This is a genomic window from Pseudomonas sp. Z1-14 (genome assembly GCF_051132005.1).
Taxonomy (GTDB): Bacteria; Pseudomonadota; Gammaproteobacteria; order Pseudomonadales; family Pseudomonadaceae; genus Aquipseudomonas.
This window is the reverse complement of record NZ_CP071646.1, coordinates 2,778,525-2,798,532: the sequence shown is the minus strand read 5'-3', so window position 1 is coordinate 2,798,532 and position 20,008 is coordinate 2,778,525. Positions and strand designations below refer to the sequence as shown.

General features: G+C 63.9%; 19 protein-coding genes. 13 read left to right on the top strand and 6 right to left on the bottom strand.

What is annotated here, in order from left to right; translation table 11 throughout:
* Positions 1–10: 10 nt before the first annotated feature.
* From J3P89_RS12695 to J3P89_RS12685, 3 genes are all read right to left on the bottom strand, one after another.
* Positions 11–469, bottom strand: coding sequence for a DUF6484 domain-containing protein (locus tag J3P89_RS12695; protein ID WP_434658023.1), 459 nt, complete (start codon positions 467–469; stop codon positions 11–13).
* A 17-nt stretch (positions 470–486) separates the two neighbouring features.
* Complete coding sequence (locus J3P89_RS12690) at positions 487–2,664, bottom strand: type VI secretion system Vgr family protein (protein ID WP_434697736.1); 2,178 nt, start codon at positions 2,662–2,664, stop codon at positions 487–489.
* Between the two features lie 363 nt (positions 2,665–3,027).
* Positions 3,028–3,369 carry a hypothetical protein gene (locus tag J3P89_RS12685; protein WP_434623688.1) on the bottom strand — a complete coding sequence of 114 codons (342 nt, stop codon included), beginning with the start codon at positions 3,367–3,369 and terminating at the stop codon, positions 3,028–3,030.
* Between the two features lie 204 nt (positions 3,370–3,573).
* Here J3P89_RS12685 and J3P89_RS12680 point away from each other — a divergent pair, with 204 nt between their 5' ends.
* Genes J3P89_RS12680 through J3P89_RS12670 form a run of 3 tightly spaced genes read left to right on the top strand, consistent with a single transcriptional unit; the run spans position 3,574 to position 5,727 of the window.
* On the top strand, positions 3,574–4,206 hold the full coding sequence (locus J3P89_RS12680) for a TonB C-terminal domain-containing protein (RefSeq protein WP_434658019.1): 633 nt from the start codon (positions 3,574–3,576) through the stop codon (positions 4,204–4,206).
* Complete coding sequence (locus J3P89_RS12675; RefSeq protein WP_305501123.1) at positions 4,203–4,748, top strand: sigma-70 family RNA polymerase sigma factor; 546 nt, start codon at positions 4,203–4,205, stop codon at positions 4,746–4,748. The genes J3P89_RS12680 and J3P89_RS12675 overlap by 4 nt, the downstream gene beginning before the upstream one ends.
* A 37-nt stretch (positions 4,749–4,785) precedes the next feature.
* Positions 4,786–5,727, top strand: a complete 942-nt coding sequence (locus J3P89_RS12670; RefSeq protein ID WP_434697982.1) for a FecR family protein — start codon at positions 4,786–4,788, stop codon at positions 5,725–5,727.
* A 519-nt stretch (positions 5,728–6,246) separates the two neighbouring features.
* Here the strand turns inward: J3P89_RS12670 and J3P89_RS12665 are convergent.
* Together J3P89_RS12665 and gspH are read right to left on the bottom strand one after the other, a co-directional pair.
* Complete coding sequence (locus tag J3P89_RS12665; RefSeq protein ID WP_434697735.1) at positions 6,247–6,858, bottom strand: type II secretion system protein GspJ; 612 nt, start codon at positions 6,856–6,858, stop codon at positions 6,247–6,249.
* On the bottom strand, positions 6,855–7,304 hold the full coding sequence (gene gspH / locus J3P89_RS12660; protein ID WP_434697981.1) for a type II secretion system minor pseudopilin GspH: 450 nt from the start codon (positions 7,302–7,304) through the stop codon (positions 6,855–6,857). The genes J3P89_RS12665 and gspH overlap by 4 nt, the downstream gene beginning before the upstream one ends.
* Positions 7,305–7,424: 120 nt before the next feature.
* On the opposite strand from gspH, the gene J3P89_RS12655 reads away from it, so the two are divergent.
* Positions 7,425–7,853, top strand: a complete 429-nt coding sequence (locus J3P89_RS12655; RefSeq protein ID WP_434697734.1) for a type II secretion system protein N — start codon at positions 7,425–7,427, stop codon at positions 7,851–7,853.
* 145 nt (positions 7,854–7,998) lie between these two features.
* On the opposite strand, the gene gspI is transcribed toward J3P89_RS12655, so the two are convergent.
* Positions 7,999–8,373: a type II secretion system minor pseudopilin GspI gene (gene gspI / locus J3P89_RS12650; RefSeq protein ID WP_434697733.1), complete on the bottom strand. Its 375-nt coding sequence runs from the start codon at positions 8,371–8,373 to the stop codon at positions 7,999–8,001.
* A 148-nt stretch (positions 8,374–8,521) separates the two neighbouring features.
* Here gspI and gspG point away from each other — a divergent pair, with 148 nt between their 5' ends.
* The 9 genes from gspG (at position 8,522) to J3P89_RS12605 (ending at position 19,882) form a co-directional block, all read left to right on the top strand.
* On the top strand, positions 8,522–8,971 hold the full coding sequence (gene gspG, locus J3P89_RS12645; RefSeq protein ID WP_434697732.1) for a type II secretion system major pseudopilin GspG: 450 nt from the start codon (positions 8,522–8,524) through the stop codon (positions 8,969–8,971).
* An 8-nt stretch (positions 8,972–8,979) separates the two neighbouring features.
* Entirely contained in the window at positions 8,980–9,963 is a 984-nt protein-coding gene (gene gspK / locus J3P89_RS12640; protein ID WP_434697731.1) for a type II secretion system minor pseudopilin GspK, read from the top strand.
* The gene (gspL, locus tag J3P89_RS12635) at positions 9,960–11,141 is read left to right on the top strand and encodes a type II secretion system protein GspL (protein WP_434697730.1); all 1,182 of its coding nucleotides are present in this window, start codon (positions 9,960–9,962) and stop codon (positions 11,139–11,141) included. The genes gspK and gspL overlap by 4 nt, the downstream gene beginning before the upstream one ends.
* Positions 11,134–11,679 (top strand): type II secretion system protein GspM, encoded by a 546-nt coding sequence (gene gspM, locus J3P89_RS12630; RefSeq protein WP_434697729.1) that lies wholly within the window; start codon positions 11,134–11,136, stop codon positions 11,677–11,679. The genes gspL and gspM overlap by 8 nt, the downstream gene beginning before the upstream one ends.
* The gene (gene gspD, locus J3P89_RS12625; protein WP_434697728.1) at positions 11,676–14,033 is read left to right on the top strand and encodes a type II secretion system secretin GspD; all 2,358 of its coding nucleotides are present in this window, start codon (positions 11,676–11,678) and stop codon (positions 14,031–14,033) included. The genes gspM and gspD overlap by 4 nt, the downstream gene beginning before the upstream one ends.
* 178 nt (positions 14,034–14,211) lie before the next feature.
* Positions 14,212–15,630 (top strand): type II secretion system ATPase GspE, encoded by a 1,419-nt coding sequence (gene gspE, locus J3P89_RS12620; protein ID WP_434697727.1) that lies wholly within the window; start codon positions 14,212–14,214, stop codon positions 15,628–15,630.
* Entirely contained in the window at positions 15,630–16,841 is a 1,212-nt protein-coding gene (gene gspF / locus J3P89_RS12615) for a type II secretion system inner membrane protein GspF (RefSeq protein ID WP_434600753.1), read from the top strand. Before gspE ends, gspF begins: the two co-directional genes overlap by 1 nt.
* A 530-nt stretch (positions 16,842–17,371) precedes the next feature.
* Entirely contained in the window at positions 17,372–18,559 is a 1,188-nt protein-coding gene (locus J3P89_RS12610) for a substrate-binding domain-containing protein (RefSeq protein WP_434697726.1), read from the top strand.
* Between the two features lie 153 nt (positions 18,560–18,712).
* Entirely contained in the window at positions 18,713–19,882 is a 1,170-nt protein-coding gene (locus J3P89_RS12605) for a substrate-binding domain-containing protein (protein ID WP_434600755.1), read from the top strand.
* Positions 19,883–20,008: the final 126 nt, after the last annotated feature.

The following is a 20,008-nucleotide window of genomic DNA, read 5'->3' as shown; positions in this document are numbered from 1 at the left end:
GACTTACCTGTCAGTTGATTTGCACCGAGCCGCCCTTGATGCGGTTGACCCCGCTGGAGCGGCTGGAAAGGTAGGTGCCCCGGATGATCACCTTGCCCGCGCGGGTCAGGGTGATGCTGGCCTTGCCGCAACGCAGGACGATCTCCTGTTTCGCGCTGAACTCCAGCCGCTCGCCATCGACGTGGGCGACCGTTGGCGTTGCGCTTGCCGGCAGGCGCTGGATGCGGCCGATCACCAGCGGCCGGGCCGGGTCACCGGCCTCGAACATCAGCGCGACCTGGGCGCCGATGTCGTCACGACAGAGCGCGGTGGTGGTGCGCGCGGCGAGGCCGGTTTCGCCGGGACAGCCGGGGAAGGCCACGACCGGAGCGTCCGGCGTGGGTACGTCCAGCAGCACGCCGATCACGACGCCATCCACGCGCGTCGGCGTGGCGGTGGAAGATACGGGGAGATGATATTCAACGGTCATGTCGCCTGCTCCGTGGCTCAGTTCTGCAGAATTTTCTGGCCTTTGACGACCACATTCTTGTTGGCCTTGATGTTGATGGCGCCAGAGCCATCGACGGTGATGTTCTTGCCCTTGATGACGATGCTGCCGTCCTTCTTCATGGTGATGCTGGCGGCACCGGTGGTCAGGCTGATCGAATCGCCGGCGTTGAGCACGAAATGCTTGCCAACATCCAGGCTGTCGTTCTGTTTGATGCCCGTGCTGCGGTTCTGGGCAACGTCGCGGGATTCGTTCCGGCCGATCCGGGTGCTCTGGTTGCCATTGATCTCGATCCCTTCGTTGCCCTGCACCGTTTCATTACGGTTGCCCGCGATGTCGATGGTTTCGTTTCCGCCGACGTCCTCGGTGCGGTTGCTGGCGATGCTGATTTTTTCGTTCGCGCCGACCTTTTCCGTGCGGTCCGCGCCGATGGTGATGGTTTCGTTGCTGCCGACCCGTTCGGTGCGATTGGCGCCAATGGTGATCTTTTCATTGCTGCCGACATCCTCGGTGCGGTCGACGCCGATGGAAATGGTTTCGTTATTGCCCACCGTCTCAGTACGGTCGTGTTTGACCTGCACGGTTTCATCGTTGTCGACGGTCTTGCTGCGATCATGGCCGACCCAATGGGTTTCGTCGTTCTCGACCTCGATGTCCTGGTTCTTCTCGGCGTGAATGAACAGCTGCTCCGCGCCTTTTTTGTCTTCCATGCGGATTTCGTTGAAGTTGGCCTGCGTGCCGTCCTTGCTCGATCGGCTTTTCACGCCGCTCTGGGTGGCGTTGGCCGACAGTTGGTAAGGCACGGTCTGTTCAGCGTTGTAGACGCGGCCAGTGATGATCGGCCGGTCCGGGTCGCCTTCGAGGAAGCTGACGATCACTTCCTGGCCGATTCGAGGAATCTGCACCGAGCCCCAGTTCTTGCCGGCCCAGGCCTGTGAGACGCGAATCCAGCAGGAGCTGTTTTCGTTGGACTGATCATGGCGATCCCAATGGAAATGCACCTTGACCCGACCATACTGGTCGGTCCATATCTCCTCGCCACTGGGACCCACCACCACCGCGGTCTGTGGACCGCGGACAATCGGCATGGGTGTGACGGGGAGGGGGCGAAACGCCTGGCTGGCATCCATGCAGTCCAACTCGCTGACGAACTGTTCAGCCTGTTCCTGTTGCCCGCTTTCGTAGGCTTCCTGGCGGATCTGGTAGCGTGCGACGACGATCAGGTATTCGCGGTTCTGGTCCGTGCGGTCATAACCGGTCAGCGTGAACAAATGGCCGGACCCCAGCCCGCGAGCGCGGCCACGCAGCTGCACGCGCTCGAACTGGCTATGGATGGCTTCGATGCGGGTTCGCGCATAGTGATCGCCATCGTTGCTCTGGACGTACTCACCGGGGTAGTCGAAGAGCGGGTATTCGCCGTTGCTGTGGTTGCGCGGCACACTGGAGCGCACCTCAAGGCTGGCGCGCGGCCGCAGGAAGTCATAGTCGTTCAGCGCCAGCGAGCCGGGTTGCACTTCACGAGCCATCTGCCAATCGTAGAAATGGTCGCGCTCGCGCATCTGCCGATCGGGCGGATAGAAGGGCACCGACGCGTAGTCCGGCGCGGTGGAGTGAGCGCCGTAGGCATCGGCCAGCACCAGCACATGGCGGGACTTCTCATGGCGGAAGTAGTAATAGATGCCTTCCTGCTCCATCAGCCGACTGACGAAATCGAAGCTGGTCTCGCGGTACTGCACGCAATATTCCCACTCGCGGTAGCTGCCGCTCAGGCTGTCTTCGAAGTCGGAGAAGCCGAGGTCGCGAAAGACCTGCTTGATGATGTCCGGCACGGTCTTGTTCTGGAAGATCCGGCAATCCGAGGTGCGGGTGAGCAGCCAGAACCAGGGCCGGAGGCTGACGCGATACCCGGCGAACTGCCCGTGCCCGGTCAGCTGTCGACAGGTGCTGACAATGCCGTGGAAATAACGTTTGCCTCCGTCATAGAGCTCGAGGGTCAGGCCCATCGGCTTGCCCAGCAACTGGTCGAACTTGATCGCCCGGTCTTCGGAGGTGAGGTCCAGCTCGTAATGGAACAACCGCCCCAGCTCTTCGCTGCCGTCCATACTTTGCAGCAGCAGGACATCGCCGCCGAGGGGACTGTCGACCTGCACCAACCGGTTGTTTTGCGTAATTGCCATTACGGCGTCCCCTGGCTCACGTGCGAGCGGCAGTCAGCCGTTCAGGAGGCTGGGCAGCGTCCTCAGCCAGGCAGGCAGAATCAAGGGGTGTGGCGCTTTGCTCAGATAGTTGTACATACACCACAGGGGGATCTCCATATCGGCCTTGAATCTATCCAGCCAAAGCGAACGCGCAATGGATCCTTTTACGCGAAATCATCCAAACCTCCACCGCATCGATAAGTGGAAGGCTATCCATTTAGTCTTATTGGTTATAGCACCCATTCTGAATAACGCACATTGGACAGCTGTTCTATGCGTATGGCGAGTCGTGGCGTCGCGGCCACACCGAGCGCAAGCAAACTGTCGCTTCAGAAAAAGCGTTTATCTGGGCAGCGGCGAACCAGGTACGGGAGCAGGCGGTCGCTGGGGCTTGACCGACGTGCCAAAAGTGTTGCCCATGCGCACGCCGGTGGCTGCCGGCGTCGCGAGGCCGACACTGTTCGGTGCGCGTTTGTCGACCGGCACATCCAGCCTGTCCTGCGCGTGTTGCGCAGCGGCGGCGGCCTCGGGGTCGTTGCCCATCTGGCGGCTCAGGCAGTTGTAATCCGGGGTCTTGTAGCCGCCGACAGTCACCTCGATACAGGCCGGGGCTTCTTCGCCCTGGACCCCGGGCAAAGTCATCAGCAAGCCGATTCCGGCTGTCATGCTCATCCACTGTTTCATCGTTGACCTCCTGGCCCGCCACGGTGGTGGCTCATCGTTTCGGCACCAGTCTAGTGCCGCGCGCGGGATTTGTGTCGGGTGTCATACGACATTCATAAACACCCATCAGGATGACGTTTTTCAACGGATACGTCAGTCGTGCAGCAGGGCATAACCGGGGGCGAACGCAGGCGTGGATTGGCCAGGGCGCCCTTGGGGTGGCTGATGGTGACGTGGTGTCTGCTGGCCGGGCCGGCCCAGGCGGTCGGCGTGGTGGACCTGGACATTGCGCCTCAGGAACTGGCCCCGGCGCTGGAGCAATTCAGTCGGGCCACAGGCATGGCGGTGCTGGTGGATCACGCCTTGTCGAACCGGCGCCAGACGATGGGCGTCCAGGGACTGTTCACGCCTGCCCAAGGGCTGACTGTTCTGCTCAGTGGTACCGGGCTGGCGGCGCAGTATGCCCGTGCGGATGCATTCACCTTGCAACCGGTACAGGTTCGCGAGGTGCCATTACCGCCGGGCGCCACAGCCGGATTGAGCGACAGCAACTATGCGGCAACGATCCAGGCGGTCATCCAGCGCAACCTGTGCCGTTCGCCATTGACCCGACCGGGCAGTTTTCGCGCGTTGTTGCAAGTCTGGATCGGACGCGACGGCGTGGTGCAAAACAGTCGGCTGGTCAGTTCCACGGGTGATGTGTTGCGTGACAAAGCCTTGGTCAACAGTTTGCAGAACCTCAGGATCGACCGTCCGGCGCCCAGTTCGCTGCGCCAGCCGGTGACCCTGCTTTTGTTACCCGATTCATCAGGAAAAAGCATGGAATGCACAGCAGGGGAAGAGGTGTTCGGGCAATGAAAGACGCTGGCCGCAGCCCGATGGTCAAGCTGTTCCTCACCTCCTATGAGGATTTCAAGGTGCGCCTGCGCAGGCGCCTGGGTTCCGAGGAACTGGCCAACGATGTGCTGCATGAAACCTACCTGCGGGTCGACCGCATGGGCGACACGCCGGAGATCGTCCAGCCTAACGCCTACCTCTATCGCATGGCCCTGAACATTGCCGCCGACCGCCGGCAGTCCGATGCTCGTCTGCTCACCGGCAGCGAGATCGAAGAGCTGCTGCAAATCTCCGACGAAGCGCTGGACCCGGCTCGGGTGGTGGGCGGCCAGAAGGAGTTGCAGACCCTGCTTAAGGCGTTGTACGAGTTGCCGGCGCGGCGCCGCAGGATTTTCATTGCCGCGCGCCTGGAAGAGGCCCCGCACCTGGAGATCTCCCAGCGTTTCGGTATCTCCACGCGCATGGTGGAGAAGGAAATCAAGGCTGCGTTGGGGCATTGCGCCCTGCGCCTGGAAAGAAAAGTCATTCAACGGTTCGGTCCCGGCGCGGGAAAACCGTCTTGAGAGTAGAGACCCGACCCATTCATGAGTGTGTGTGCGCTTGAACATCTTCAGCATCGCGTCCCCTGACGATACGCCCGAGGCCCGACTGGCCAGCGAGGCCCGTGACTGGTTGATCCTGCTGACCTCGGGACGCGCCACCGTCGCCGATGCCCGTGCCTTGCGCCAATGGTGCGGGCAGAGCGCCGAACATGCGCAGGCGTTCGAGCAGGCCAAGACGCTGTGGCATGGGCTGCGACCGGCCGCCGAAGCGGCGCATGGGCCTCGGCATTTTGGCCGTCGGGCGTTGCTCGGTGGCGCGCTGGCCGCCTCCGTGGGCTTCTTGCTGATCCGCGCCACGGTGCCGGGTGGCGTTTCCGGGCTCGCTGCGGACTACGTCACCGAAGTGGGCGAACAGCGCCGGGTCGAGCTGGGCGATGGCGTGAGCCTGGAACTCAATACCCAGACTCGCCTCAGCCGCCTGCCGCTGGCCGAGGGCGGGCAGGGCCTGGAATTGCTCGCCGGCGAAGTCGAAGTCTCCGGCAGCAGCACCACGACGATCAACGTCCAGGCCGGCGCCGGCTGGATCAGCGCCGCGCGGGCCCGGTTCAATCTGCGCTACATCGATCAGAGCGTCTGCGCAACCTGCCTGGAGGGCGTCGTGCAGGTCCAGGTGCAGGGCCGGCTGTTTCGCCTCGAGCCGGGCATGCAATTGACGTACGACACCCGCCAGGTCGGCAGCCCACAGGCGGCCGATATATCCGCCGCCGTTGCCTGGCGCGAACAGGTGCTGGTGTTCAACGATGCGACCCTGGCCAGCGTCATTGACGAGATCAACCGCTATCGGCCTGGCATGTTGCTGTTACTCAACCGCGAGCTGGGCTTGCGCAAGGTCCAGGCCCGTTTCCGACTCGATCAACTGGCTGGGGTGGCGCTGCTGATTCGCGATGCCTATGGCGCCAAGTGCACCGAGTTGCCGGGTGGGGTGGTGGTGTTGAGTTAGTTTAGTGGTGCCTGGGCTGGCCTCTTCGCGAGCAGGCTCGCTCCCACAGTTAGATCGGGGTAAAGCTGAAGAGGCAGGCTGCCTACCAGACCGCCTCGCTCTTGATCCTGATCCTGATCTTGATCTTGATCTGAGACGCCCCGTTAACCACGCTGGCCGAACGCAGGCATTGCGCAGTGGGCATCCCGGCATGGATGCCGGGATAGCCGCGCTGGGCCATGGATGGCCCTTCGCGGCGGGCCCACGGAGCAATGCCGGAGTGAGGGCACACCGAGCCTTGGCGAGGTGCCGAGTGGTGGGGCAGAGCGTTTTTGGTTACTTTTGGCTGGTCCGGCTCCCGGCTCTTTCCAAAAGTGACCCGCCGTAAGGGCGGAACCCCAAGCAGCCGTTACCGCAGCAACGGATATGTACCCAGTCAGTCAACGAAACCCTGGCCGACTCTCAGGCCGCCATCGCGAGCAAGCTCGCTCCCACAGGGGAAACGCGAGCAACCCCGCTCCCACAATCTTGAAGGACGGGCTACTCCAACGGCCCCAGCACCTGCCGATACTTCTCCGGCCCTTGCGGTGTCTGCCGGGTCAGGCTGATCTCGATGCCCGGCGGATCCTCCAGCCGGTTGCCGCTGAGTTTGCGCCAGCCCTTTTCCCTGTCCCAGAATCGCAGCCCTGCATCGCTGACCTCACTCAACACAGCCACGCCCGCACCCGGCGCCGGTAGAGGGTAGCGGCTGCGAGCCTGGCCCTGGGCGCGATAAAGCGTGTCGCCCTTGAGCCACCAGCGTACCCGTTGCAAGCCACCGCCCTGATCGGCGGCCTCACGGATAACGTCAAGGCGAAAACCCTGGCCTTCGGTGCTGCGCAGGGTGAGGGCGGGCGGGGCGGTCGAGGGCTCGTTGTCGATCCCTGGCTTGAGCGGTTCGCTCAACTCGACGCCAGCCCGCAGGGCCACATCGCGCTCCAGTTGGTTCAGCGCCCGCAGCAAGGCTTCGGTCTGCTCGGTGCTGGCCTGCAGGTGGCTGTCGGCGCGGGTCACGCTGTCCAGCCCGCGCCACGCGATCAGGCTGATCACCGCCATCAGCAGGATCGCCACCATCACTTCAAGCAAGGTGAAGCCCGTCTCCCGGCCGCTCATTGAACCAATACCCGACCGGCGGCGCTGCGTTGCACAGTGAAACTGTTCTGGCCGTCGGACAAGCGGATCTGTAGCGGCACGCCGATCCATTCGGCATTGAGCACCACGCGTTGCCGGGGTTCCACACGTACCTCCATGGACGGGCTCTGCCACCGTCGCGGGCGCAACTGCGGGTCTTCCTTGAATCGGTCCAGTCCCGCGCCCTGGTCCGGGCGGCGGCTGAAGCCGAAGCCCTTGGCGTCCCAGCGCCAGGTGATCGGTCGCCCGTCGGCGCGGGCTTCCGTCTGGGCCAGTTGCAGCAGCTGGGCCAGCCGTTCGGCATCCTGGCGCAGCAGCTTCGCCGGGTCCGGCTTGATGCTCAGGCTCACGGCCGCGCTGGCGATACCGACGATCACCAGCACCACCATCAATTCGATCAGGGTAAAACCGCGTTGCTTGCCGTGCATCCGGGCGCGCTCCTTTGCGTTGGTGATCATCGTGCACGCTGAAGATGATAAGGATGTGAAATAAAACGGAGAGAATTGACGCGTACGCTGGACGCTGGAATCAAACAAGGAGATCAGGACATGACGTTCACGGAACGAGTCTCCCCGGCGCATATCGTCCAGGCGCTGGGACTGGTGGCAGCGTTGGCCGGAGTGGCGACCTGGTCTTCTCTGCTGCTGACATCCGCCGAGTCGCGCACCCCGGACGTGGCCCCGCAACTCCTGGCCGAGCGTTCCGACAGTCCTGCGTTGCAGTGGTTTTCCAACCAACCGGCGGCGGTGGATATCAAGGTCAGCGGGGTGATGGCCGGCGCCCGCGGCGCGGTGGCGATCCTGAGTCTCAACGACGGACCACCGCGCAGTTTCCTGGCCGGCGAGCGGGTAGCCCAAGGGGTAAGGCTGGTAGCGATCGAGGCGCAGGCCGTGGTGATCGAACGCGGCGGCGAACAGACCCGGCTGGCACTGGCGCGGCTGCCGGATTCGGTGAGTTTGCCGTCGCTGCTCCGCTGAACTCTGTGGCGAGGGGATTTATCCCCGCTGGGCTGCGCAGCAGCCCCAAAATTGAATATCCACTCGGTTGTCGGCCTGAAAAGGGGCTGCTACGCAGCCCGACGGGGATAAATCCCCTCGCCACAAAAAGATCGTGTGCATCCGGTTATTTTTCCCGACTGAGCAAGGTCTCCAGCCGAGCCAAGGGCGGCGCCTCGCGGCTGCGGTCGGATACGCTCAGCTCGACCCGCAGCATCCGCCCGTTTTCCGCCGGGCGCAGGTTCTGCTCGCAGCGCAGCAGCAAGCGACCCTGATCGCACTCAAAAACCTTCATCCCCGGCGTCGCGTGTCCTTCCAGGCGCAATTGCGCCAATTGGCTGCGAGCCGTCAGCAAGGCGATGGACTTGTCTCGCAGCAAGCCGTTGCTCTGGGTCATCACCGCCGCCACGCGCACCGCGGCCGACATGGCCACGGCAATGATCGCCAGGGCCACCAGCACTTCGATGAGGGTGAAACCGGCTTGTGGGGCTGGGCGTGGCATCGGTCGGCTCGAGGGGGCGAAAGCAATACCCAAGCCTGAGCAATGTTCTTTACAGATTGACGACGCAAGCTCCTGAGCAATTTCAATATCGCTGACATATTTTCTTGCAACACTGCGCCTCGAATCGAATCCAGGAAGGACCGTCGAGATGCACAGCGCCCCTTGTTACGCCCGTTCCCGAGGCCCACGCGGGCAGCGGGGCTTCACCCTGATCGAGATCATGGTCGTGGTGGTCATCCTCGGCATTCTCGCGGCGATGGTAGTGCCCAAGGTTCTTGATCGACCTGACCAGGCCCGTGCCACGGCGGCGAAGCAGGACATCGGCGGGTTGATGCAGGCCTTGAAGCTGTATCGCCTCGATCACGGCAGCTACCCCAGCATGAACCAGGGCCTCAAGGTATTGGTGGAACGGCCGGCCGATGCCAAGAACAGCACCTGGCGTTCCTACCTGGACCGCTTGCCCAACGATCCGTGGGGCCGCCCCTACAACTACCTCAATCCTGGGGCGAACGGCGAGGTCGATATCTTTTCCCTCGGTGCCGACGGCCAGCCTGACGGCGACGGTGTGAACGCCGACATCGGCTCCTGGCAGTTATAAGGGCCGTGATGCGCACGAATTCGCCGACAGCGGCGAAGCAGCGCGGCATGGCGGTGATCAGTGCCTTGCTGATCGCTGCCGTGGTGGCCGTCATTGCCGGCGGCATGCTTACCCGCCAGACCCTGTTCACCCGCAGCCTGGAAGCCGAGCAGCTGCGCATCCAGGGCGCGGCGCGGTTGCAGGGCGGCCTGCAGGTGAGTCGCCAGTTGCTCTGGGATGTTCGTCAGCGCGATCCGTTGACGCGCTTCGGCCAGCCTTGGGCGAAACCTATCCTGATGCCGGGCTCCGGGCAGGTCGACACGCCATTCGAAGGGCAACTGGAGGACGAACAGGGCAAGTTCAACCTGCGCAATCTGGTGGTCGATGACCAGGTGGACCAGGAACAGCTGCGCGCCTTCGAGCGGCTGTGCGAGCAGTTGGGTGTCGCCGCCACGGTACGGGCGCGTATCGTCGAGCGGGTGATTGCTGGCTACCCGCGTCTGTTGAATCTGCCACGGGCGGGCCAGGCGTCCACGAGCAGCACGTTCGACAGCGGCCGCAGCACCTCGCCGGACGCCTCCGACACGCTGGCGCCGACTCGGCCGATGCTGCGCACTTTACAGGACCTGCTCAGCGTCAAGGGCGTCACCCCAGCACTGCTGGAGACGCTGGCCCCTTACGTCACGATCCTGCCGGCCAACACCTGGCTCAACGGCAACACCGCCAGCGCCGCGGTGCTCGCCGCCTACGTGCCGGGATTGTCGCTGCAACGCGCCCAGGCGCTGATCAATGAACGCGACGGTGGCCACTGGTTCATCAATCGCGGGGATTTCGTCAACCGTCTGCGCATGCCCGAACTGGACGTCAGCACCGTCAAGGTCGGCATCGCCAGCGACTGGTTCCGCCTGCGGGGCCAGGTGCGCAGCGGCCAACGGCGGGTCGAGCTGGATGCCTTGCTCCAATGCAGCCAGGACCGCTTGCCTCAGGTGATCTGGTCGCGGGTGGGTGTATGAACCGTTTGCGCATTGCCCTGGCGCCGCTGGATCGCCTTGGCCTGGACAGCCCGGTGGCATTTGCCTGGCTGGACCGCCAAGGGCAGGTGCGTGATGCTGGTCTCAGCACACTGCGGGCGCTTGGCGAGGGCACGAAGAAGCAGGCGGTCGAATGTTTCCTGCATCCGCGTGACAGCTTGCTGACGCGCCTGGAGCTGCCGCCATTGTCTGCGGCGAAGACTACCGCCGCCGTGACCTGCGCGGCTCAGGCGCTGATGCTCGGTGCCACTGAACAGATGCAAGTGGCCCACGGCCCGCGGGATGCGGACGGGCAGGTAGCGGTCGCCTGGCTGGACCGTGCGTCGCTGAACATGTTGGGTCAGATCCTGCTGCAGGCCGGCCTCAAGTTGCGCGGCCTGTATCCGGCCGCCTACGCCTTGCCGGTGTTGTCGGAGCCAGTGGCGTGTATCGAAGACGGGCACTTGCTGGTGCGCCATGACTTGCAGCACGCGGTGGTCCAGCCGTTGCTGGAAGATGCGCTGGACGAGTGGCTTGTGGAAATGGGCAGCGGCCTGCATTGGGTGGGAGAGTCACCGCCGCAAGTGACGACTGACAGTTTGCCCGTCACCCAGCGCTGGAGCGGTGTCGCGCCGGGCTGGGGCCTGCATGCCGGGTTGACGCAGGGGCGTGCCGGGCGCGGCGGCTGGGGGCGGGCGGCGGGCATCTGCGCGCTGGCGGTGGCGGTGTGGGTGGTCGGGCTCAATCTTTATGCCAGCCGTGAAGCGGCCCAGGGGCAGCGGCTCAAGGCGCAGATGAGTCAACGGGTGAAGCAGGCGTTTCCTCAGTTGCCGGTGATTCTCAACCCCTTGCAGCAGGCCCGTCAGCAAATCGCCGCGCGCCAGAGCGGTTCGCTGGCGGAGCCTGGGCAGCGCTTCGCCAGCCTGGTAAGGCAGGCGGGCAGCGCCATGCCGTTCATGAGCGGCAATGTGCAGGAACTGGTGTTCGAAAACGCTGAGTTGCGCCTCAAGCTCGTCGCCGAAGCGCAGAAAGTCGCGGCCGGCGACGACTGGAAAATGCCCCTGGCGCAGGCCGGCATCGAGGTCGCGGCCATTGACCAGGGGTGGACGTTGCGCGTGGCTCCCGCCGGGCAGGAAGCGCAAGACAGCCCCGACGAAAACCAGGAAGCGAACGATGAATAAGCTGACCGCGGCACAGCTGAAGGCGCGTTGGCAAAATCTTCGCACGGCCTGGCAGGGCCTGGCCGCCCGCGAGCAACGTGCCGTGGCCCTGGCGGCGCTGGTGCTCGGTGGCGGCCTGGTCTGGCTGGCCTTGATCGAGCCGGCGTTGAAAACCATCGCTTATTGGCAGGCCGAAACCCCGAAGCTGCGCTCGCAGACCGAGGCCCTCGAAGTGCTGCTGCGCGACGTTGGCGGACCTGCCCGGGGTCAATCCCTTGAAGTCGCCCTGCGCCAGACCCTGGATGCCAGCGGCCTGGGCGAGCGCTACCAGTTACAACCGCCGGGCACGGCGGCGCCTGACGCGTGGCAACTCACTTTCACCGACGCGCCGGCGGACGGGGTGATCGATTGGCTGCTCGGCAGTCCAGCACAATTTTCCCTGGAAGTGATCGAGGCCCGCTTGCAGCGCACGGCCCCGGCCAGTTCCGACCCAACCCCCGGCACTCTGTCCGGAACCGTTCGCATGAACCACGCGTCAAGCGCTAAGGAAGCTTCATGAAGGGGTCCAGATACCCGCGACATTGGCGCAAGGCCGCGCCGCTGCTGTTGCTTGCTTTGGGCGCGTGCACCAGCACGCCGCCGGCCTCGCAGCCACCGTTGCTGGTGGACAGCGAACTGGGCATCCCGCTGGGCAGCACCCAGCGCAGCGGTGACGCGTTGCTGGACCGGCAACGGGCCCAGGCATCCAGTGAGCGGAAACCACCGGTGCGCCATCAGGTCGACCTGACCGCCCGCGCCCGTGCACCGCGCATCGATGCCCCTGCGAGCAATCCGTTGGGTGATCAACCGGTGACGCTGAATTTTGTCGAGGCCGATATCCAGGCGGTGGTGCGCGCCTTGTCGCGTTCCACCGGTCAACAGTTCCTGGTCGACCCACGAGTCAAAGGCAACCTGACCCTGGTCTCCGAAGGCCAGGTGCCGGCCCGCCAGGCCTATGAAATGCTGCTCGCGGCCTTGCGCATGCAGGGCTTCAGCGTGGTCGATGTCGGCGGCGTCGCCCAAGTGGTCCCGGAAGCCGATGCCAAGTTGCTGGGCGGGCCGATCTACAATGCCGACAAACCCGCCGGCAACGGCATGCTGACCCGCACCTTTCGCCTGCAATACGAGAACGCGGTGAACCTGATCCCGGTGTTGCGCCCGATCGTCTCACCGAATAACCCGATCAACGCGTACCCCGGCAACAACACGATTGTGGTGACCGATTACGCCGAGAACCTGTCGCGCGTCGCGCAGCTCATCGAGGGCATCGACACCCCGAGCGCCATCGATACCGATGTGGTGCCGATCCAGAACGGCATCGCCGTGGACATTGCCCAGATGGTTTCCGATCTGCTGGAGACCCAGGGCGGCGACCAGACGCAGAAGATCAATGTGATCGGGGACCCGCGCTCCAACTCCATCATCATCCGCGCCGGCAGTCCGGAGCGGACCGAGCTGGCGCGCAACCTGATCTACAAGCTCGACAACGCGCAGAACAACCCGAGCAACCTGCACGTGGTGTACCTGCGCAACGCCCAGGCCGCCAAACTCGCCCAGGCCCTGCGAGGTTTGCTCACCGGGGAGAGCGAAGGCGAGGGCAACGACAATTCGCGCTCGGTGCTCAGCAGCATGGGCGCCAGTACCAACGGCCAGAGCGGGCAGGGCAACGAAAGCGCAGCCAGCCCGGTGAGTAGCACCACCTCGGGCAGCGGCAGCGGCTATGGCCAAGGCAGCAGCGGGCAAACCTCCAGCACGACGCAGAGCGAGCAGAACACTGCCTTCAGCGCCGGTGGCGTGACCATCCAGGCCGATGCCACCACCAACACCTTGCTGATTTCCGCGCCGGACCCGCTGTATCGCAACCTGCGCGAGGTCATCGACCTGCTCGACCAGCGCCGCGCCCAGGTGGTGATCGAGAGCCTGATCGTCGAAGTAGGCGAGGACGATGCCAGCGAGTTCGGCGTGCAATGGCAGACCGGCAACCTCGGCGGCAGCGGCGTGATCGGCGGGGTCAACCTCGGCGGCACCGGGCTCAACCTCAACGGCAAGACCAGCATCGACGTGTTGCCCCAGGGCCTGAACCTGGGCCTGGTCAACGGCACCGTGGACATCCCCGGCATCGGCAAGATCCTCGACCTCAAGGTGCTGGCCCGGGCCTTGAAAAGCAAGGGCGGCACCAACGTCTTGTCGACGCCGAACCTGCTGACCCTGGACAACGAAGCGGCGAGCATCTTCGTCGGCCAGACCATCCCGTTCGTCAGCGGCAGCTACGTCACCGGTGGTGGCGGCACCAGTAACAACCCGTTCCAGACCGTGACCCGTGAGGAGGTCGGCCTGAAGCTCAACGTCCGGCCACAGATTTCCGAGGGCGGTACGGTCAAGCTCGACATCTACCAGGAGGTCAGCAGTGTCGACAACCGCGCCTCCAGCACCACCGGGATCGTCACCAACAAACGTGCGATCGACACCAGCATCCTGCTGGACGACGGGCAGATCATGGTCCTCGGCGGGCTGCTGCAGGACGGTTACAGCCAGAGCAATGATGCGGTGCCGTGGCTGTCGACCATTCCTGGTATCGGCGCGCTGTTTCGCAACGAGCGGCGTCAGGTCACCAAGACCAACCTGATGGTCTTCCTGCGGCCCTACATCATCCGCGACACGGCGGCGGGTCGCGGCATCACCCTGAACCGCTACGATTTCATGCGCCGCGCCCAAGGCCTGCTGCAACCGGAGCGCAGCTGGGCGCTGCCGGACGTACAGGCGCCGCAACTGCCGGCTTCGGCCCGGGCGATTCCAGGCGCCACACCCGCCGGGTTGCAAACGCCGAGGGCGGTGATCAAGGCGGTGCCTGCAACGGAGCCGGTCGGACGATGAATACCGTGGCGAGGGAGCTTGCTCCCGCTGGGTCGGTCCGACGTCTCGGGCGAAGCAGCCCCACTCAGGTTCAACACCTTCTGCCTGAACCACCGCGGCGCTGGGTTTTGGGGCTGCTGCGCAGCCCAGCGGGAGCAAGCTCCCTCGCCACGGGGATGTCAGCGATAGGAGGAGGCTCATGAACACCCTCCCATACGCCTGGGCCAAGGCCCAGCGCCTGGTATTGCGCCAATCCGGGGAAGAGGCGGTGCTGATGGTCTGCCCGTCGACGCCGGGCTGGTCGATCAGTGAAGTACGTCGCCAGTTCGGCGAGGTCCGGCTGGAGCGGGTGCGTGACGAGGAGCTCGACGGCCTGCTCAATACCGCCTACGCCGACACCGGCAGTGCTGCCGCCGTGGTCGGCGCGGCGGAAAACGAGGTGGACCTTGACCGGCTGATGCAGGACATTCCCGAGATCACCGACCTGCTGGACACCCAGGACGGCGCGCCGGTGATCCGCATGATCAACGCGCTGCTGACCCAGGCCGCCCGGGACGAGGCCAGCGACATCCACATCGAACCCTACGAGAGCCATTCGGTGGTGCGCTATCGGGTCGACGGCACGCTGCGTGACGTGGTCTCGCCGCGCAAGGCCTTGCACGGCGCGCTGGTGTCGCGGATCAAGATCATGGCCCAGCTCGACATCGCCGAAAAACGCCTGCCCCAGGACGGCCGCATCGCCCTGCGTGTCGCCGGGCGGCCGATCGACATCCGCGTATCCACCGTGCCCACTGGCCACGGCGAACGGGTGGTGATGCGCCTGCTGGACAAACAGGCCGGACGCTTGCAACTGGAGACTTTGGGGATGGACCCGGACGTGCTCGGCAAGCTCGACCACCTGATCCGCCAGCCCCACGGCATCGTCCTGGTCACCGGCCCTACGGGCAGCGGCAAGACCACCAGCCTGTATGCCGCCCTGGCGCGGCTGGACGCCAGCGTGCACAACATCCTCACCGTGGAGGACCCGGTGGAGTACGACCTGCCGGGCATCAGCCAGATCCAGGTCAATGCGAAAATCGACATGACCTTCGCCCTGGCCCTGCGGGCGATCCTTCGCCAGGACCCCGACATCATCATGATCGGTGAAATCCGCGACCTGGAGACCGCACAAATTGCCGTGCAGGCCTCGCTCACCGGTCACCTGGTGTTGGCAACGTTGCACACCAACGACGCGGTGTCGGCGATCAACCGTCTGATCGACATGGGCGTCGAACCCTTCCTGCTGGCCTCGTCGATGCTCGGCGTGCTGGCCCAGCGGCTGGTGCGCAGGCTCTGTCCGCACTGCAAGCAACCCGATCCGGCCACGCCCGGCACCTGGCGCCCGGTGGGTTGCCCGAGTTGCAACCAGACCGGCTACAGCGGCCGCACCGGCATTCATGAACTGTTCTGCATCGACGACGACATCCGCACGCTGATCCACCAAGGGGCAGGGGAGCAGGCGCTGCGCGCCGCCGCCCGCCAGGCCGGCATGTTCAGCATGCGCGAAGACGGCGAACGCTGGGTGCGCAGTGGCGCCACCGCGCCTGAAGAGATCCTTCGCGTAACACGGGACGCCTGATGAACCGCTACCGTTTCGAAGCCGCCGACGCCCAGGGCAAGATCGAATCCGGGCACTTGGAAGCCGACAGCCAGGGCGCTGCCTTCAGCCTGCTGCGCAGTCGCGGGCTGACGGCGTTGCAGGTGCAGCTCGAGCGCAACACGGCGCAGGCCAACGGCGGCGGTCTGTTCAGTGCCAAGCTCTCGGACAACGACCTGGCCTGGGCCACCCGCCAACTGGCGAGCCTGCTCGGGGCGAGCCTGCCACTGGAGGCCGCGTTGAGTGCGACGGTGGAGCAGGCCGAACGCAAGCACATCGCCCAGACCCTCAGCGCAGTGCGCGCCGATGTGCGCAGCGGCATGCGCCTGGCCGAGGCCTTGGCGGCGCGGCCACGGGACTTTCCGGAAATCTACCGGGCGCTGATTGCCGCCGGCGAAGAGTCCGGCGACCTAGCCCAGGTGATGGAGCGGTTGGCGGACTACATCGAGGAGCGCAACAACCTGCGCGGCAAGATCCTCACGGCGTTTATCTATCCCGGCGTGGTGGGACTGGTGTCGGTCGCCATCGTGATTTTCCTGCTCAGCTACGTAGTGCCCCAGGTGGTCAGCGCGTTCTCCCAGGCCCGCCAGGACTTGCCCGGGCTGACCTTGGCGATGCTCACCGCCAGCGACTTCATCCGGGCCTGGGGCTGGCTGTGTTTTTGCGTCCTGGCCGGGGGTTTCTGGAGTTGGCGCCTGTACCTGCGCCAGCCGGCGGCGCGGTTGAACTGGCATGCGCGGGTGCTGCGCCTGCCGCTGATCGGGCGATTTGTGCTGGGCCTCAACACCGCGCGTTTCGCCTCGACCCTGGCGATCCTCGGCGGTGCCGGGGTGCCTTTGCTGCGAGCACTGGAGGCCGCGCGCCAGACCCTCTCCAACGACCGCCTGAGCCTGAGCGTCAGCGATGCCACGGCCAAGGTCCGCGAAGGGGTCAACCTGGCGGCGGCGCTGCGGGTGGAAAAAGTCTTTCCGCCGGTGCTTATCCACCTGATCGCCAGCGGCGAAAAAACCGGCTGCCTGCCACCCATGCTCGAACGTGCCGCGCAAACCCTGTCCCGCGACATCGAACGCCGCGCCATGGGCATGACCGCGCTGCTGGAGCCGTTGATGATCGTGGTCATGGGCGGGGTGGTGCTGGTCATCGTCATGGCCGTGCTGCTGCCGATCATCGAGATCAATCAGTTGGTTCAATAGCACACACCTTGTGGTGAGCGCGCACTTTGTGGCGAGGGGATTTATCCCCGTTGGGTTGCGAAGCAGCCCTCAGTTCAGTTGGCTGAGTTCTGTCTGGCACACCGATGCGGAATCCGGAAGGGGTCGCTACGCAACCCAACGGGGATAAATCCCCTCGCCACAACAGCCGAGATCCAGCCAGTTATTTTGCACTGCCACAACACCTCCCGTGTCATGTCCGCGCCAAACTCGGGTTCCTCGTTCTGTCATGTTTCCCCGCCGCACGACCGCCTGCCGCCGGCTTCCCTGACAACCCTTGCCGTATCCCCGCAAAACCAGCCCGGACCCTCAACCCAGAGCCCTCGAACACCCGAGGAAAAAACTCGAAAAACAGCCCTCAGCTCCCGAGGTTTTTTCCTCTATCTGTCACCGGAAGCTGCGAATTTCTAACCCATGGCCTCACCCCACCGCCATCGGCACAGGACCGAGCGCCATGACGGCAAGCACGCGTCACCCAACCTACGTACGAACACGATGAAAGGAGATTCTTCATGTTTAAGCGCAACGTTCTCGCGGTATCCCTGACCCTCGCCGGCCTCTGCGCCGCTCAGGCCGCCATGGCTGATGTCAATGGCGGTGGTGCTACCTTGCCTCAGCCGCTGTACCAGACCTCCGGCGTACTGACTGCCGGTTTCGCCCCTTACATCGGCGTGGGCAGCGGTGCTGGCAAGGCCGCTTTCCTGACCAATGACTACACCAAGTTCGTGGCTGGCAACACCAGCAAGAACGTGCACTGGGCTGGCAGCGATTCGAAGCTCAGCACCACTGAGCTGAACAACTACGTCACTGCCCACGGCGCTGCCTGGGGCCCACTGATCCAGGTACCTTCGGTTGCCACCTCGGTAGCCATTCCGTTCAACAAGACCGGCACCGCCAACGTTAACCTCAGCGTCGCTCAGTTGTGCGGCGTGTTCGCCGGCACGCTGACTGACTGGAACCAGATCACCGGTTCCGGCCGTTCCGGCCCGATCACTGTGACTTATCGTGCTGAGAGCAGCGGTACTACCGAACTGTTCACCCGCTTTCTGAACGCCAAGTGCCCTACAGCTGTACCCGCTGTGCCCGGCACTTTCGCCATCACCACCAACTTCGCCTCCAGCTATAGCCTTGGCCTGCCAGCCGGCGCCGTAGCCGCCACTGGTAGCCAAGCTGTGATGGATGCGGTGAATGCTGCCCAAGGTCGCATCACCTACATGAGCCCGGATTACGCCGCCACCACCTTGGCCGGCCTGGACGACGCCACCAAGGTCGCTCGCGTTGCCGGTGTTTCCCCAGCCCCGGCCAACGTGTCGGCCGCAATCGCAGCCGTCACCGTGCCTGCTGCCGCCAACCGCGCTAACCCGAACGCCTGGGTACCGGTATTCGCCGCAACTACCAACCCTAGCGATCCAAGCGTTGTGGCTTACCCAACCACCGGCTACCCGATCCTGGGCTTCACTAACGTGATCTTCAGCCAGTGCTACGCCAACGCTGCACAAACCACTCAGGTGCGTGATTTCTTCACCCGTCATTACAACGCAACTGCGGCTAACAGCAACGATGCCGCAATCACCGCCAACCGTTTTGTGCCTTTGCCAGCTGCCTGGAAGCAAGCTGTTCGTAGCAGCTTCCTCACCAGCACCAACGCTCTCAGCATTGGTAACACCAACGTTTGCAACGGCATTGGTCGTCCGCTGTAACACCACGCCTGAGCAACACGCAACACCGATCAGCAACGGCGAAAGCCGTTGCTGATTTCTTTGTAGTTAACGGTTGTTGTTTCACACCCTTCAGCCGCGCTTACGGTCGATGCACTCGGGTAAGGCGCCGCTTCTCAAGACAGGAGTCTTGTCATGTTCAATCGTTTATCCAAGGCTGTTGCATTGCTGTGCAGCGGTATATGCGCGCCGTTGGCAATGGCGGATGTCAACGGTGGCGGCGCTACCTTGCCCCAGCCGCTTTACCAAACGCCTGGCGTGTTGACGGCCGGTTTCGCTCCCTACATCGGTGTGGGTAGCGGCAATGGCAAACAGGCTTTCCTGAGCAATGACTACACCAGATTCGTGGCAGGCGACACCAGCAAGAACGTTCACTGGGCCGCCAGCGATTCGAAGCTCACGTCGACTGAGTTGAGCTACTACAACTCTACTCACAGTGCCACTTGGGGGCCATTGATCCAGGTGCCCTCGGCAGCGACCTCAGTTGCCATTCCGTTCAATAAGGCCGGCACCGCCAATGTCGATCTGAGCGTTAACCAACTGTGCGGGATCTTCTCCGGTCGCCTGACCGACTGGAGCCAGATCAACGGCTCTGGCCGTACCGGTCCAATCACTGTGGTTTACCGTGCCGAGAGCAGCGGAACCACGGAATTGTTCACCCGCTTCCTGCGCGCAAAGTGCGCGGAAACAGGCAGCTTCTCTGTCACCACCAACTTCGCCTCCACCTATAGTGGCGGCCTACCGGCCGGTGCAGTATCAGCTAACCGCAGTCAAGGTGTCATGGATGCGGTGAACGCAGCTCAAGGTCGTATTACCTACATGAGCCCTGCCTATGCGGCGTCGACGCTAGCGGGTCTTGATGACGCCACAAAAGTGGCGCGGGTTGGTGGTATTTCTCCGGCACCAGCAAACATTTCGGCGGCCATCGCTGCTGTTCCAGTACCAGCCGCCGCCAACCGCGCCAACCCGAACGCCTGGGTGCCAGTGTTCGCCGCAACCACCAACCCTAACGATCCAAGCGTCGTGGCTTACCCTACTACCGGCTACCCGATCTTGGGCTTCACCAACGTGATCTTCAGCCAGTGCTATGCCGACGCCACCCAGAGTACGCAAGTGCGAGGCTTCATCGCCCGTCACTATAACGGCTTAGTAGCCAGCACCAACGACGCAGCGATCACCGCCAACCGTTTTGTGCCGTTGCCAGCTGCCTGGAAGCAAGCTGTTCGTAGCAGCTTCCTGACCGCTACCAACGCCCTTAGCATCGGCCACGCCAACACTTGCAACGGCATCGGTCGTCCGCTGTAAGCCCACGCTTGAACGACCCGCAATACCCGATCAGCAACGGCGCAAGCCGTTGCTGATTTTTTTCGTCACACCCGTACCAACACAGCCATATGAAATTTTCATGACATCCGTTCGGTCCCGAGCGGC